Source organism: Shewanella sp. KJ2020 (assembly GCF_024197625.1).
Taxonomy (GTDB): domain Bacteria; phylum Pseudomonadota; class Gammaproteobacteria; order Enterobacterales; family Shewanellaceae; genus Shewanella.
On sequence record NZ_JAKUKD010000008.1, the window covers coordinates 44,725 to 60,033 of the forward strand.

Genomic DNA, 15,309 nt, shown 5'->3' on the forward strand with positions numbered 1-15,309 from the left:
TCAGGACGGGACATTCTGAAATACGTTGACATAAAGAGGACTTCTTTATGACAACATCAATTAACTCAAGCCGTAAGCGCACACAACGAGATTACACCTTAGCCTTTAAATTAGGCGTTGTAGAGCGTGTTGAAAAAGGCGAAATGACGTACAAACAAGCCCAAGGCCGTTTTGGTATTCAAGGCCGTTCAACCGTACTCGTTTGGCTTCGAAAACATGGTAGACTCGATTGGTCGAAACCTTTTCAGCATCCCCTTATGCCTAAGTCAAAAGAAACCCCTGCCGAAACGATCAAGCGCCTTGAACGTGAGTTAGCAGAAGAGAAACTGCGCAACCAAATCCTCAATGGCATGGTTGATATCATGGACAATGAATATGGAGCTGGCCTCAAAAAAAAGTACTTATCCGGTACGTCTGGCAAGCAAAAGGCAACGGAGAAATAAACCTCGCAGCCGCATGTCGTGCTGCGGGTATGTCGAGGCAAGGTATTTATCAGGCAGTTGCTCGAATGGAACGTCGTAGAGCTGAGCTATCGGTCATCAAAGACTGGGTCCAGTACTGGCGTAAATATATGCCAAGGTTAGGGGCCCGTAAGCTCTACTCGTTGATAAAATCCAAGCTGGTTGAACACGATATTAAACTCGGGCGAGATGGGTTCTTTACCTATTTGAGAAGTGAAGGTTTGCTGGTTAAACCGAAGAAAAGCTACACAAAAACCACGTTCAGCAAACACTGGATGAAGAAGCATTCTAATCTGCTGAAAGAGGAAGGACTACATGATGCAGGGCATGTACTGGTCAGCGATATCACCTATCTTGAGTCAGACCAAGGTGTGCACTACCTGTCACTGGTCACCGATGCGAGTTCTCGTAAGATAGTCGGTCATCACGTGAGTAAAGACATGAAAGCCGAGAGTGTGGTGAAAGCGTTAAAAATGGCCATAAAAGATAAACGCTATATTGGCAACGCGGTGCATCACTCAGACAGAGGCTTACAATACTGCTCAGCAGTTTATCAGAATGCGCTTCAGGCGAGCCAAATCCAGCCGTCAATGACGGATGGTTATGATTGCTACCAAAATGCATTAGCAGAAAGAGTGAATGGCATACTGAAGCAGGAGTTTTTACTGCACCGATGTAGGACATTTGCGGAGCTGAAGATACTTGTTAGAGAATCGATAGCAATATACAACGATATGAGACCGCATCTGAGTTTGAATATGGCAACCCCTAATCAGGTGCACAATAGAAAAGGCCAGCTACTGGAGCTGGCCTAAAAACTGTCAACCTATCTTAGGACGGGACAGCCATTCCTGCCGTCCCATTTAATTTTGAAACCTTGTATATCATTTTGCCCTATTCATTCATCCTTGCGGCGGTTGGACTCATTGAATCACTACTAACGCTCACCGTTATCGATGAAATGACCAATACCCGCGGCCGCAGTAATAGAGAGTGTGTTGGACAAGGTGTAGGTAATATCACCAGTGGCTTCTTCGGCGCCATGGGTGGCTGTGCCATGATAGGCCAGTCAATGATTAATATTAATTCAGGAGGACACGGCAGATTATCTGGCATTACTGCAGCTATCGCACTGCTGATTTTTATTTTATTTGGTGCTTCTTTCATTGAGATCATCCCATTAGCTGCACTAGTCGGAGTGATGTTTATTGTGGTACTCGGCACTTTCGAATGGGCCAGCTTTAAATTTATGGGTAAAGTGCCAAAACATGACGCCTTCGTTATTGTGCTAGTGACGACCGTGACTGTCTTTACCGATCTTGCCTTTGCGGTATTTGTCGGTGTTGTAGTATCAGCGTTGGTATTTGCTTGGCAACACGCTAAACATATCAGTGTCAATGTGAGCCAGAATGCGCAGGGGTGGAAAGTGTACGAACTCAATGGGCCGCTATTCTTTGGATCAATTGCTAACTTTTTAGAGTTATTCGACGCATCCCAAGATCCCCAGGACGTAGTTATTGATTTCAAAAACTCCCGTGTAGCCGGCCACTCGGCACTAGAGGCAATAGATACACTGGCCGAACGCTGCTATGTTAATGCAGGTAAAAAATTGCACTTAATCCATTTGAGTGCCGACTGTAAAGCGCTACTGAGAAAAGCGGGTGATCTGGTCGAGGTCAATTTGCTTGATGATCCACACTATAAAGTCGCCGATGACAAACTCGATTCATAAGCGTTAATGTTTAATACCAATCGTATTAAATATCTGTTCATTCAGTGGGGGTTCAACGCGCTTTAGACAAGGCGAAGGCTTAGAGGCATAGTGGTGCTCTGTAGAAAGCCTTACGCAGTATAAAGCGTGCAGCCATGGAGTGAACATCAGCCACCCTTCGGGAGCCATACACTCCCGTGTTGCATTGACTTAAAAGGGAATGACCATTTCTGCGTCAATGCGCCTTGGAGTGAGATGCCTGTGAGGCTCTGAACTAATTAGATATTTAATGTGATTGGTATAAAAGAAGAGGTAACTATCGGAAAAATTTGTCAGAAAAAAAAGAACGCGGAAGGAGCTGAGGTATAAATTCAACACAAACAAAAAGAGCCATGGTATAAACCACAGCTCTTTAAATCCATTATCATTAGCGCTTAGCTAACGACACTGAAAATTAACCAATGATGGTTACGTTTTCAGCTTGTGGACCTTTTTGACCTTGAGTCACAGTGAAAGACACTTTTTGACCTTCGTCAAGAGTTTTGAAACCGTCAGAGTTGATCGCACGGAAGTGTACGAATACGTCTGGACCTGATTCTTGCTCAATGAATCCGAAACCTTTATCAGAGTTGAACCACTTAACAACACCAGTAACTTGAGACATGATATAAATCCTGTAAATAAAAAATTAAAGCCTTAACGGCGGTGGAGCTGGAAAATGCCGGTATTACTTATGTTTACAGGACGAACTGGTCGTATTGAACACATAAATATAAGCCCAACCTTCAAGCTAGTAAGACTATAAACCATTCTAAAGATAAGTCAACATACTGCGACACTTTGAAATATTTATTTTGCCTAATTCAACTTAGGGTTTTTCAACCGGCCCGTAGAACATGAATGTTCATACGGTTTAGCAATAACAGTTAAGCATTTTAAATAGTTTATTTCAATAGCTTAAATCTGATTGTTATTTTGAAATGCGATGTACTTCAATTTGGAAATCGAGTTCACAGCAAAGCCCATCTAGGGCAAAGCGCTGTTTCTGCTCTGCGGTAAACCTCCACGCATAGGGCGTCATTTCCAGAAAATGGGCAATATGTTCACTGTCTTTTAGCTCAAGTTGCGACATAAGTCGCTCCTGATGTAAGCATTCAAACCCTGCGATGCTGGCATCAGACTTAGGATGCAACCTTGGCTCGGCATAAATTTGCTGCTTTAAGGCAAAGTGGTGCATTGGGCCGGGTGAAACGGTAATGAGAATACCATCATTGACCATTACCCGTTGCAGCTCCTCATTTTTTGAGGGAGCATAAATCCGAATCGCCAAATCAATACTGTGTGATGCTATTGGCATCTCATAGGCACTCGCAACACAAAATTCTAATTGAGGATAACGCTTGGCGGCATACTTGATCGCAGATTTAGAAATATCCAACCCTTGAAAATGACAGGGGTGTTCCTGTGTGAGTATATGGTATAGACGATGGCTGTAATAACCTTCCCCACAACCGATATCGAGGACTTGCTGCGCTCTGCCTGCGTATTCCAATGCCAGTTGATTAACCCTATCGCTCAGCCCTTGATAATAACCCGCATTTAAAAACTCCCGCCGAGCAAACATCATTTGTTTGTTATCACCGGGATCTTTAGAGTTTTTCTTTTGTACTGGTAACAGGTTCACATAGCCTTCTTTGGCTATATCAAATTTGTGTTGTCGCGGGCAGCCCCAAGTGCGTTCGGCCAGCGTAAGCGGCAAGCCGCAAAGGGGACATAAGTATGACATATTCGGGCTCTATAATTTTTACTAAACTATTAATTTTACTGATGATAACAAGCAAATTCAGGCTTCATCTTCCATTAATCGCTCAACCATCTGTATCAGCTCGGGGGTGGCGAGTAGTTCGAAGCATTCGAGTTTTCTCAAGGATTTATCGATACTTTGTGCATCATTAGAGGCGCGGTTATAGTTCGGACGTTCAAACATATGAGTATAAGTTCGAAACATCCATTGGCGTTTTTGTTGCAATAAAGGATCGAGTCTAATTGCCTCTTCGGCTAAACTGGCATGATATTGCCCTAACTCTCCACGTAAAAAGGTTTGCAGTTCAGCTCTAACCTGTTCAATTTCAGTCAGATATATTGCAAGAGCTTCCGATGACGCACCATAATCGTATTGCCTTGCCAATATCGCTTTAGCCATAAGCAGTACCTGCGGCTCATGTAGCACTCTTAAATCGGACTCTAATGGCACTAACTCAAATTTCGAGGTCGATTGTAATGCCAAACACAGGCCGTCATTCAAATCTAATTTGAAAGAAACTCCGGTACGTAGCTCCGCGGCACAAAACTTAGGCGCGGTCCCCATACGACTGTAGAGACGCATTCCTTGCCCAAACGAGCGCTGAATTGAATTAGAAAATTGGATCTGTTCAGAGGGCACAGAGTTTAACTTAAGCCCCATCAGTGGCTGAAACCGAATCGCGATTTTAGGTTGAGTCCCATCGGCAACCACAATCAACTCTAATAGAGGTGCGCTCATTGCTTGTAGCACAATAAAATCACTGATATCGGCAGGCAATGATAAGGTCATAATTGATGCTTTATCGGCATCGAGGACCATAGGTTCATTTAGATATTGATGATACATAAGACATTAATTCCCCTTTTCAGGCTGAATTGTAACGCTCAAACGAGGTAAAAATCACCTGTTAAGCGATTATCTTTTCAATATAATTCCTCGTCCTAGACACAGGGCAAATGTGCTTCCAAGGGGTTTCAGTGTTAAGATGCTAATATTCGACAAACGGTCATTTGATTTAAATTATGTCTACACAATTCCAGCCAAGTATATTCTGGCACGACTATGAGACTTTCGGGACTCATCCCGCAAAGGATAGACCTGCACAATTTGCGGGTATTCGAACCGATTTAGCACTGAATATTATTAGTGAACCCGAGACCTTTTACTGCAAACAGGCCAGCGATTATCTCCCCTCCCCCGAAGCCATTTTAATCACGGGGATCACCCCACAATTGGCCAATTTAAAAGGCATTGCCGAAACGGAGTTTATGGGACGTATTCAGGCACTTTTTAGCCAGCCCAATACCTGTGTCGCGGGTTATAATTCCCTTAGATTTGATGATGAAGTGACCCGTTACGGCTTTTACCGTAATTTTATCGATCCCTACGCTCGGGAGTGGCAAAATGGCAATTCACGCTGGGATATCATTGATTTAGTTCGCGCTTGCTACGCATTTAGACCCGAAGGAATTAACTGGCCATTAAAAGAAGATGGCTCACCTAGCTTTAAATTAGAGCACCTCACCCAGGCAAATGGTCTAAGCCATGAAAAAGCCCATGATGCTATGTCCGATGTTTATGCAACTATAGCCATGGCCAAACTGATCAAAGAAAAACAGCCCAAACTCTACCAATATTATTTTGATCTGCGTCGAAAACAAGCGGTTGCCGATCAGATTGATGTGCTCAACATGCAGCCTTTGGCCCATGTTAGCTCAAAGATCAGTGCCCAACAGGGTTGTACTACATTAATTGCGCCCGTTGCCCATCATCCAATCAACAAGAATGCCGTGATCTGCGTTAATTTAGCGATGGATTTAACGCCGCTATTTGAGCTTGATGTAGAACAAATTAAGACTCGAATGTACACCGCAAGAGCCGATTTGGCCGAAGATGAGTTACCTATTCCGGTCAAACAAATCCATTTAAATAAATGCCCTTTTATCACTTCGGCTAAAATTCTGGACGATGCGCAGGCAGCGAGACTCAATATCGATAAAGCTTTCGCAAGGGAGCAATATAAACGCTTGAAGAGTCATCCGGAGCTTAGGGAGAAACTGGCACAATTGTTTGAACTCGATGGGGAGAGTTCGACAACGGATCCCGATTTAATGTTGTATTCCGGAGGTTTTTTTAGTCCCGCGGACAAAGCCAAAATGGAAATAATCCGTCATACCCTACCGCAAAATCTAGCCGCACTCGAATTGCAATTTGACGATGCTCGCATCCCTGAAATGCTGTTTCGTTATCGCGCCCGAAACTACCCAGAGCTATTGGATTATCAAGAGTCACAGCGTTGGCGTGAATTCTGCCAAGGCCGTTTAGCAGATCAAGATTATTTGCTGAAACTTGAAAATCTACTTCAAGATACTGAGGCCGATGAAATCAAACAAAAATTGCTGACAGCTTTATGTCACTATTTGCGAGCACTTTAATCAATAAAAGATACTTATAAAATCAATTAGTTAAAAACACTCACTCTTTAGCGTAAGTAATCGTAACGAAATGAGTGTAGATTCCATCAGAAATGCACTTAGGTACAGGTTTTGAGCCCATAAACGCGAGCTAACTCGCATTTATACTGTAACAAAATTACTAGAATGTTATTCCATGAACTTAACAAACAAGGAATCGGGAAATGCAAGATAGATTTATTCGCAGCATAACCCAGTTGCCAACGCCGTTGGCCGATGCACTTATTCCCTTATTGCATCAAAACTTTGCTGGACACATTGATGCACAACAACTTGCTGAGTTAACGCGTGCCAGCAAGATGACCGAGGCAGAAGTATTACTCGCATTATTACCCATAGCAGCGGCACTGGCTAAACCGCCGATCAGTGAGTTTTACGTCGGCGCAATTGCCAAGGGCAAGAGTGGTGATATCTATATGGGTGCCAATTTAGAGCTACCCGGAGAAGCCCTGTTCCACTCAGTGCACGCAGAACAAAGCGCGATTAGTCATGCTTGGCTCAGTGGTGAAAGCCAAATCGTTGATATAATTGTTAATGCAAGCCCCTGTGGTCATTGCCGCCAATTTATGAATGAGTTGGTCGATGGAGCTAAGATAGCCATTCACCTACCAGCCCAAGACAGTCACTCGCTAGCCTATTATTTACCCTATGCTTTTGGTCCTACGGATCTGAATGTCACTTCACCTTTACTGGCAAAGCACGAAATGGCATTTGCGCTCGACAGTAGCGATCCTATGATCATCGAAGGCTTAGATCACGCAGGCTTGAGTTATGCTCCTTACACTCAAAGTTATGCGGCCGTCGTGCTTGAAACGGCCGATGGTGCAACCTATTGTGGACGTTACGCCGAAAATGCCGCGTTTAACCCCTCAATGTTGCCAATGCAAATGGCCTTATCGAATCTCACTCGCCACAATCGTGAGTTCAGTGAGATAAGCCGGGCCGTGCTTATCGAGTCTTCCCAAGGGAAAATCAGTTTAGTGGGCGCAACCATGGATGCACTCCACACAGTTGCGGCGATTGAACTTGAACACATTGTTGTCGACCCTGTCTGACAATATTTCCCATAGCGCGGTGATAGAGTAAGCACTATCACCGCGCTATTTTTTAGTCATCCATTTCGCCTGCTGAATTTCCCTGCGTTCCGCCATCTTGACATAGCAACAACAACGCTCTTCTTCTGACATCGACCGCCAAGCTAAAATTTCATCCAGGTGCCGAAAACACCCCAAACAAATATCTTGTTCATCCAAACAACAGTTTCTGACACAGGGATTTGTGAGCGGCTCACTCGGACCAGACGGCATATTCATTACCGCAGGGCTCAGTGAAATGGAATCGTCTTCCCCCGGGAAAATTAAATATCTCAGTAGTAATCTTTCCTCCCGCTGCGATAACCGAAGCTTGGGTACTCTCTAAATCATTGCTATACAAGACAATCAATGGGCAGCCACGCACAAGTGTAAAATTCACATCCGCCTGATAAAACCCACCCGTGATCCCCACATCCATAAAGCAGCTATACTCTGGGCCGTAATCCACATACTTCCAACCAAACACCTTATTAAAGAAGGCTTTGGAACTTGCGATATCACGGCTGGGGATTTCCAGATAATTAATACTGTGATGATGATTCATAGCGCCTCTGGTAAGTGAATAAAATTCTTAGCTAAAAATGGAAGCCTAAGCTCCCAGCTTTAGGGAGCTTTAAACCCCAGATTAACCTTGGATCAAGGCTGCAACAAGTCCAATCACGCCGCCAAACACCCCGCCCCACACGACTAACCAACCTAAATGTGTTTGGATCATCTCTTGCACTATTTGCTTCACCATTTGTGGCGTTAGCTCATTGAGGCGTTGCTCAACGATATTGGCAATTTTCATTTGCAAATCGGCCATCACATTGGGCTGTTCAATTTCCTGTTTTAATAACTCATGGAATTCATCACTTTGAGCCATCTCAACCAGTGACGATTTCATTTTTTCGATAAAAGGTGCTTTCAGTGGCATCAGTGCTTCAGTGCCGCCAAACATAGATAACATTCCCCCAAAGGATGACTGTGCGACCGTAGTCACTAAGGCATCAAATGCAGGCGCTAAATCCACCTTATCAATCACAGGGGCTAAATCTATGTGGCTGATCCCTTCTTTTTCAGAGAGGAAACGATCGATATTCTCAGTGGTAAAAAACTGCTTCATCATAAGATGGGCAATGCCCGCCTTAAACTCCTCAAAACGGGATGGCACAACTCCCGAACCATACAATCCAGGCACTTTCTCAAATAACATATACACGGCTAGCCAGTTAGTGATAGCTCCAGATAATGCAAATAAACCCACATTGAACAAAATGGGCGAAGCCAATCCATAACCCAACAAAACACAGATGGCCGCCAACACATTTGTCGCTAAACTCTTATTCAATCTCAATTCCCCTTTATTCCATCAATCAGATGCAAAACTGCGCTATATTAGCAAGCGAATGGGATATAGGTCTAATGGTCCGAGTCATAAAAAACATCGGCAAAATACGGACTAAAAAAACCGACTCTTGCAAACCAACATAATCAAATGAACTGGGTACCACTGTTATTTATTATCAAATTTAACAATGTGTTATAAATTTTCGTTTATACAAATGCAGCAGAATATTTCCGTAACACTTTATGAATTATTACAAAGCCTCAACTACACTCTAAGTGGCTATTCCGATCTAAGCTGCACCCATCACAATAAGCCAAGCTTAAAAGCAGCCCTCACACTCTGGTCAATGGGATATAACGCCCTCGATGCTAAGTGTTAGGCGAGATCGGCATGGTGAACCTACGACTTGGTCGGCAATTTAGCAAGGCACCCGACTTCTATCCTAGATTTTTCTGTCAAATTTAAGGAAATGCTTATGGATTCTGCTTTTAACACTGCTGGAGCATTAAGCTGGCATGAACTCACAACAAATAATACCGAAGAGGCCATGGGATTTTACGGTGAGATTTTTGGCTGGAAATTTAGAACCGTTAAAATGCCGCACGGTCAGTACCATATCATAGAGAATCAAGGCGCTAGCATAGGCGGTATAACCGATAATTTAATCCCCACCCTCCCTTGCCACTGGACAGGTTACATTACGGTTAACGATGTAGACCTAGTGGCAATTAACGCCAAAAAACTGGGGGGAGAAGTCCTGTTTGGGCCGGAGGATATTCCACAGGTTGGTCGGTTTTGCTGGATAAAAGATCCACAGGGAGCCCTGATTGCAGCGATAAGCTATGCCAAATCCTAACCTTATTTTGCGGCTCTCTTTCTTTCGCCTGCGCCCTAAGCACGACTCATTTGGGGTTATTACGTGATCACAAGCGTTAAAAAGTACAACTGTAAAATAGAAGTTGCCCTTTAATGTCAGCTTAGGGTTAGATGAGTAACCATAAGGTAATACTCAGATTTTACTCGAAAATATGGAAAACAATATGTGTAAAACTAAGTATTATTCGCTAGAATGTCATCATTTATGGATAGATTTAGCGCTAGTTTGCGCATTGGAGCCTTGATCCTACTATGATGACCCAGCTCTCACGTTTAAAATATGCCTTCTTTAAACGCCCCAAATACCAAAGAATTTTTGCCTATTTGGCCACGGCCTATCTAAGCTATGTCATCACCCTAGGGCTCATTATCCCCTACACCTTAGTGTCTTTCGCTCCAGAGAAAATATCCCAACTCTTAGGCCGCCCAGTCTCTGTGGGAGAATTGCGACTCAATCCCTTTACTTATCAAGTAGAATTAACTCAGTTTACGCTAAATGAGAAAGACAATAGTCCATTTGCCGGTATTGATGCGATTCAACTCGAGGTCAACTTTTGGCAATCGGTGTTTAATCGAGCGCTCGTCATTGAAAATGTTCATCTACAAGGCCCATATGTTGAGATCCGTCGCACTCAACAGCAAGGCAAAGAAAGCTTTAATTTTGACGATATACTGACAACACTGGCGCAAAATTCGGCGCCATCCACAGCGGCAGAACCCAAGGAGCCCACTAAGCCCCTACGCATCATGCTTGGGCAATTCACCTTAACCGCAGGCAAATTTAGCTTCGATGATCATATCGCTCAAGCCCGGGTTAATTACCCTAGTATCAACATAAAACTCAATCAGTTAGATACTGAGTACACTATGGCGACAAAGGGGCAAGCGCTAAACACAACTGCCGCCCCGTCGGAGCAACCCAAGCCTAAAACTGAGCCCGCTGCTGCAAATAACACTTCGAATATCCCCCCTTTGCTGGCCAATAACCACTACGCAGTGCAACTTAAGGATGAGCATGACGGGGAAGTAAGCCTCGCGGGACAGTTTCAACTTTCGCCACTTAAGGTGGTTGGAGATGTCCAAATTGCCAAGCTCAAATTGGCACCTCTGTGGCAATTTATCGATGAGCAATTTTACGTCGCCCTAGACAACGGCGAAATCAGCGCGAAAACAGATTATCAAATTGAGTTATCAGAGAATATGCCCTTACAGCTGCACTCCGATCGTGGCCAAGTAATTCTTGAGAAACTCAATATAATTAATAAAGAACAGCAAGTTATCCATCTTCCCCTGTTGGCCGTTGATGGTATTGACACGGATCTGCAGCAACAAACAATCCACATCAAACAGCTACACAGTGAAGGCTTAGCGCTACACGCGCTGTTTGATGAACAAGGTATTGATCTCCAAAGGCTATTGACGCCCAGATCCCAGATTGCATCACAGACCTCCAATCCAGACCAAAGCACGGCTCCAGATAACGAAAGTCAACGCCAGGATGCTGCCGCCAATATTGCCGAAAACACGGATCTAAAGCCAACAACCCAAGCAGTGGCAGAACCGACATGGCGAATCCAACTCGATGGACTCAGCCTCAAAAATTACGACATCAATATTACGGAACACAAACTCAGCACAACAGCCCAGCAATGGCGCATCTATCCACTGGATCTAGCCACCCAAGCGATAGTGAGTGATTTAAAGGATCCCATTGATTATGAGGTCTCATTGGCCGTCAATGGCCAAGGCAAACTCGCCTCCCAAGGTCAAATTGATGCCACCGCTGGTGCAATTGCTGCGAAACTACAAGTGGATAAACTCGTATTAGCGCAATTTCAGCCCTACTTAGCCCCCTATGTAAATATCCAACTCAAGGGCGGCGTCCTTAGCACCGCGGGGCAAGTCAGTGCCGATGCTAAAGGTCAAGCCATTTATCGGGGCAGTGTTGAGCTGGATGATTTAACCATTCTGGACAATTTGCGTAATGCTCCATTGGTGAAATGGCAGAAAATGCACATTAATCAGTTGGATTTTGACCAGCAAAAGAATCGAATCGACATTGATCATTTAGCCTTTAATCAGCCCTACGCTAAGGTTGTTATCGCGAAAGATAGAAGCACCAATATTAGCAATCTGATTGTTGAGATGCCCGCCGCGCAAAGTCCAACTACACAAAGCGCGGCTATCAATCCCCCAGAGTCTAAGACAGGTACTAACGTGGTCAAAACGGCCTCCACCCCAAAGGCTTCGAGTGATGTATCGGCAACACCAGCGGTATCTGCGCGACCAGAGCTAAGTTTGGATATTCAACAGATAAGCTTTAGCCAAGGCTCGGCCTTTTTTGCCGATAATTCCTTAACACCAAACTTTGCCTCGGGCATTGAACAGCTGGAAGGAAATATCAAGCATTTATCGTCAACTCCGGGGACAAAAGCTTCGGTCGATATAAAAGGCAAGATTGATAAATATGCCCCAGTTACCCTCAAAGGTGATATTAACCCATTGTTAGATATGCCTTATCTTGACCTTGATTTAGTCTTTAAAAGTGTTGAACTCACCTCGGTCAATCCCTATTCGGGTACCTATGCGGGTTACTATATCGATAAAGGGCAGCTGTCACTTGCACTCAACTATCAGCTCGAACGTAACCAACTTAAGGGCAGTAATCACTTAGTGATCGATCAGCTCAAACTTGGCAAACCGAGTAATAGTGATTTAGCAACCAGTTTACCCATCACTTTAGCCATTGCCCTGTTACAGGATCGAAATGGCGTCATCGACTTAGGCATGGAAGTCTCAGGGGATTTAGACTCTCCCAGTTTCAGTGTCGGCAGTATCATTATGACGGCGCTCACCAATGTGATCACTAAGGTGGTAACCGCACCCTTCTCCTTCCTCGCGGGCCTCGTTGGTTCGGATGAAACCTTAGATAAAATCAGCTTCAGCGCGGGTAATTTTGCCCTCGATAGCAAAGCCCAAGAAAGCCTAGATAAACTTGCCAGCGCCTTAACCGATAGGCCTATGCTAAAACTCAGTATTGAAGGTAGCGTCGATGCCATTAACGACAGTCAAACCATCGCCCAGCGCATGATGAAGCGTAAGTTAGCCAAACTGGCCAACATCCAGTTTAGTGAATTACCGGCAGATTTAAGCCCCAGCCAATTTCCAACTCAAGGGCCTCTGGCCGAGGCATTAGTCAAACTCTACGAGCAGGAAGTGGCAGCGGATCCGCAGTTGATTAAGGACACTGTTATCAATGACGCCAAAGACACTCCACTAACGGATGATGAAATCACGACCCGTTGGCACATTGCACTCTATAACCTGTGCGTAAAAGCCCAGAATGTCACCGACGGTATGCTTGGGGATCTCGCTCAAGAAAGGGCAAAAACAGTCAAAACCTATCTCGTTGAGTCGAAGGGCATAGCACCTGAGCGGATTTTCTTGCTCGAGAGCCGAGTGACACTCAGCCAAGATGCCGCGCAAGTTAATATGACAATAGATGTACCATAAATTGTCTAACTAAATCACCATTGCTTTATCCAACAAATAAGTTAACGCCCAGCCATTGCTGGGCGTTAATACATCTAGCACAGGGTTTGCGACTTAACTGTTGGTCAGCCTAGTGGCTTAGGTTACACTTTGGCGCCCTAGGCAAAAGCGGGCGAAATAATCCCTTTCACACAGGAATTTGCCCTAAGCACGCTAAAGATTGCAAAGTTGGATTGCAAAATAGCATGGCAGTAAATGCCGATGACAATCCTTATTCCCTGATTATTTGAGGTAAACATGTTTATTATTCGTTGGATTTTAGGCCGGATCATTTTATTGTTAAACTTTGTTTTTACACCTAAAAAGCGTCATCGTCCCCTAGCCGAACAACAAAAAATCGATGCCCAAACGCAAGCTCTGACCCTCTATCAATATCCAGCCTGTCCTTTTTGCGTCAAAGTCCGCCGCGCGATGCGCCGTCAAGGGCTCAATATCCAAACACTCGATGCTAAAAAGTCGCCACACAAAGATGAACTCACCACCCAAGGTGGCAAACAACAAGTCCCTTGTTTGCGTATCGAAGCAAATGATGGGGTGCAATGGTTATATGGTCTAAGGATATTATCAGTTACTTAGACCAACGTTTCGCATAGCGTCAAAGGCGCGCAGTGAATACTGCGTGCCTTTGCTGTTCACATTCACTGCCTCTATTTACGCCACAAATATTCACGATCAGAATAATCAAACAACCATTGGGGTTGATACACCACCAGCAATGTCACCGCCATCCCATTTAATAAGGCCTCCGGAAACGCCAGCAAAGGGATCAACATCAAATAATTATCGACTAACACTCCCCAATCGTAATCGGCAGCTAACCAAAGCCAAGCCGCCCAACTTAACTGATGAAATACCGTCGATAACCCCGCATTGATAAAGGCTCCCACAAAGATAAAGACAAAAATATGTTTAGGGAAAAGATGATAACTGCGACTGTAAAACATAAAAGATAAAAACAACGGAATGGCCGTGGAAAATAAACTAAACGCGCCAAATTCCCCCGGTTGCTTCAACACAAAAACACTAAAAAAAGCACTCGGTAGAAGTAAAGCCACAGTGGCTAAGCGCCAGCCAAACATCAACAAACAGGTCACTAATCCTAAAAAGTGCAGATGTAACCCAATTTGGATACTGGCATTCAACATCCACAGGCTATTAATCACCACCAGGACTAGCAACAATCGCCACTGTAATCCTTTATTTTTAATAACTTGTTGTAACTCCTCCTTCGGCCAAATGGCATAAACCCATAGCCCTAACAGCAATAAAGCCATCAGTTGCACTGGATTTAAGGTCCATTCAATTTGCGTTAATCGGTTCGACCAGAACTCCCACATTGATGTAAATCCCTTATTGACGACACGGCAAATTAGTAGAGCTTAAATGGCTTAGTCGCACTTGGCAAAAAATGCCATAAATCTATGATATTTGCCGCCATATTAAGGTATTCTTCTGGGAGTTAATAACCTAAGAGTTAACGTTTATTATGTCCCGTAAATCACTCAGTCTCGCCATCTTCGGCTGCTTTACCCTTATTGCCTGCAGTAGTGCGCCGATAGACCCCGCGGAGTTGGCGGGTAAATTAAAAGATAAATTGACCACAGAGATTAAAGCCGATGGCCTAAAGCTATTTACCTATCAGGCGGCTTTAGTCGAAGATAAATCGAGTCGTGATATGGCTGAACGCCCACTTCCCCATGAAGAGCGTATGCGGCAGATGGACCAAGATCCCCGCGAACAACGTCGAAGCCGAAAAGAGCATGAAGACATTCTCGAAGTTTGGGGGGAACAGGTCGTGCTCGGCCTCACTAAAACCTTAGAAATGACGGGGTACTGCCGTGAGGGCTATTTCGAACTGAGTCGGATCATTGAATCTGGGCGGGGAGAGATCCGCGGCGAATGTAAGGAAGGGGCGACAGCGACTGACAGGCAAAAATTTGTGAATTATTAATCTACATAATTGATACGCTTGGTATAAATGCGATGCGCGTATCAGGGACGCGCATC

Annotated in this window: 13 protein-coding genes and 2 pseudogenes; 8 read left to right on the top strand and 7 right to left on the bottom strand. The window is 44.4% G+C overall.

Going from position 1 to position 15,309, the window contains the following annotated elements; all coding sequences use genetic code 11:
• The first annotated feature begins 47 nt into the window (after positions 1-47).
• Both MJO46_RS04425 and MJO46_RS04430 read left to right on the top strand, forming a co-directional pair.
• A protein-coding gene (locus tag MJO46_RS04425) for an IS3 family transposase (protein WP_253987867.1) occupies positions 48-1,276 on the top strand; the annotation gives its coding sequence in 2 pieces (ribosomal slippage) (positions 48-390 and positions 390-1,276; 1,230 coding nt in all).
• A gap of 29 nt (positions 1,277-1,305) precedes the next feature.
• Positions 1,306-2,193: pseudogene (locus MJO46_RS04430) on the top strand (SulP family inorganic anion transporter); the annotation flags it as partial.
• 433 nt (positions 2,194-2,626) lie between these two features.
• Here the strand turns inward: MJO46_RS04430 and MJO46_RS04435 are convergent.
• The 3 genes from MJO46_RS04435 to MJO46_RS04445 all read right to left on the bottom strand — a co-directional run bounded on the left by MJO46_RS04435 (position 2,627) and on the right by MJO46_RS04445 (position 4,822).
• Entirely contained in the window at positions 2,627-2,836 is a 210-nt protein-coding gene (locus tag MJO46_RS04435) for a cold-shock protein (protein WP_011789734.1), read from the bottom strand.
• Positions 2,837-3,142: 306 nt separating this feature from the next.
• Complete coding sequence (gene rlmA, locus MJO46_RS04440) at positions 3,143-3,958, bottom strand: 23S rRNA (guanine(745)-N(1))-methyltransferase (RefSeq protein WP_253988278.1); 816 nt, start codon at positions 3,956-3,958, stop codon at positions 3,143-3,145.
• Positions 3,959-4,015: 57 nt separating this feature from the next.
• The gene (locus MJO46_RS04445) at positions 4,016-4,822 is read right to left on the bottom strand and encodes a hypothetical protein (RefSeq protein ID WP_253988279.1); all 807 of its coding nucleotides are present in this window, start codon (positions 4,820-4,822) and stop codon (positions 4,016-4,018) included.
• Positions 4,823-4,998: 176 nt separating this feature from the next.
• Here MJO46_RS04445 and sbcB point away from each other — a divergent pair, with 176 nt between their 5' ends.
• Both sbcB and cdd read left to right on the top strand, forming a co-directional pair.
• Positions 4,999-6,411, top strand: coding sequence for an exodeoxyribonuclease I (gene sbcB / locus MJO46_RS04450; RefSeq protein ID WP_253988280.1), 1,413 nt, complete (start codon positions 4,999-5,001; stop codon positions 6,409-6,411).
• A 203-nt stretch (positions 6,412-6,614) separates the two neighbouring features.
• A complete protein-coding gene (gene cdd / locus MJO46_RS04455; protein ID WP_253988281.1) occupies positions 6,615-7,505 on the top strand; it encodes a cytidine deaminase in 891 nt (296 codons plus the stop codon).
• 45 nt (positions 7,506-7,550) lie between these two features.
• On the opposite strand, the gene MJO46_RS04460 is transcribed toward cdd, so the two are convergent.
• The 3 genes from MJO46_RS04460 to MJO46_RS04470 all read right to left on the bottom strand — a co-directional run bounded on the left by MJO46_RS04460 (position 7,551) and on the right by MJO46_RS04470 (position 8,874).
• Positions 7,551-7,763, bottom strand: coding sequence for a DUF1289 domain-containing protein (locus MJO46_RS04460; protein WP_253988282.1), 213 nt, complete (start codon positions 7,761-7,763; stop codon positions 7,551-7,553).
• Positions 7,738-8,088: a VOC family protein gene (locus MJO46_RS04465; RefSeq protein ID WP_253988283.1), complete on the bottom strand. Its 351-nt coding sequence runs from the start codon at positions 8,086-8,088 to the stop codon at positions 7,738-7,740. The genes MJO46_RS04460 and MJO46_RS04465 overlap by 26 nt, the downstream gene beginning before the upstream one ends.
• An 81-nt stretch (positions 8,089-8,169) precedes the next feature.
• Complete coding sequence (locus tag MJO46_RS04470; RefSeq protein WP_253988284.1) at positions 8,170-8,874, bottom strand: DUF445 domain-containing protein; 705 nt, start codon at positions 8,872-8,874, stop codon at positions 8,170-8,172.
• Positions 8,875-9,349: 475 nt separating this feature from the next.
• Here MJO46_RS04470 and MJO46_RS04475 point away from each other — a divergent pair, with 475 nt between their 5' ends.
• The 3 genes and pseudogenes from MJO46_RS04475 (at position 9,350) to MJO46_RS04485 (ending at position 13,895) form a co-directional block, all read left to right on the top strand.
• Positions 9,350-9,730, top strand: coding sequence for a VOC family protein (locus MJO46_RS04475; RefSeq protein ID WP_253988285.1), 381 nt, complete (start codon positions 9,350-9,352; stop codon positions 9,728-9,730).
• A 272-nt stretch (positions 9,731-10,002) separates the two neighbouring features.
• A complete protein-coding gene (locus MJO46_RS04480; RefSeq protein WP_253988286.1) occupies positions 10,003-13,263 on the top strand; it encodes a DUF748 domain-containing protein in 3,261 nt (1,086 codons plus the stop codon).
• A 276-nt stretch (positions 13,264-13,539) separates the two neighbouring features.
• Positions 13,540-13,895: pseudogene (locus tag MJO46_RS04485) on the top strand (glutathione S-transferase N-terminal domain-containing protein).
• Positions 13,896-13,949: 54 nt separating this feature from the next.
• On the opposite strand, the gene MJO46_RS04490 reads toward MJO46_RS04485, so the two are convergent.
• A complete protein-coding gene (locus MJO46_RS04490; RefSeq protein WP_253988287.1) occupies positions 13,950-14,639 on the bottom strand; it encodes an energy-coupling factor ABC transporter permease in 690 nt (229 codons plus the stop codon).
• A 149-nt stretch (positions 14,640-14,788) separates the two neighbouring features.
• Between MJO46_RS04490 and MJO46_RS04495 the strand changes: the two genes are divergently transcribed.
• Positions 14,789-15,253: a hypothetical protein gene (locus MJO46_RS04495; protein ID WP_253988288.1), complete on the top strand. Its 465-nt coding sequence runs from the start codon at positions 14,789-14,791 to the stop codon at positions 15,251-15,253.
• The last annotated feature ends 56 nt before the right edge of the window (positions 15,254-15,309 follow it).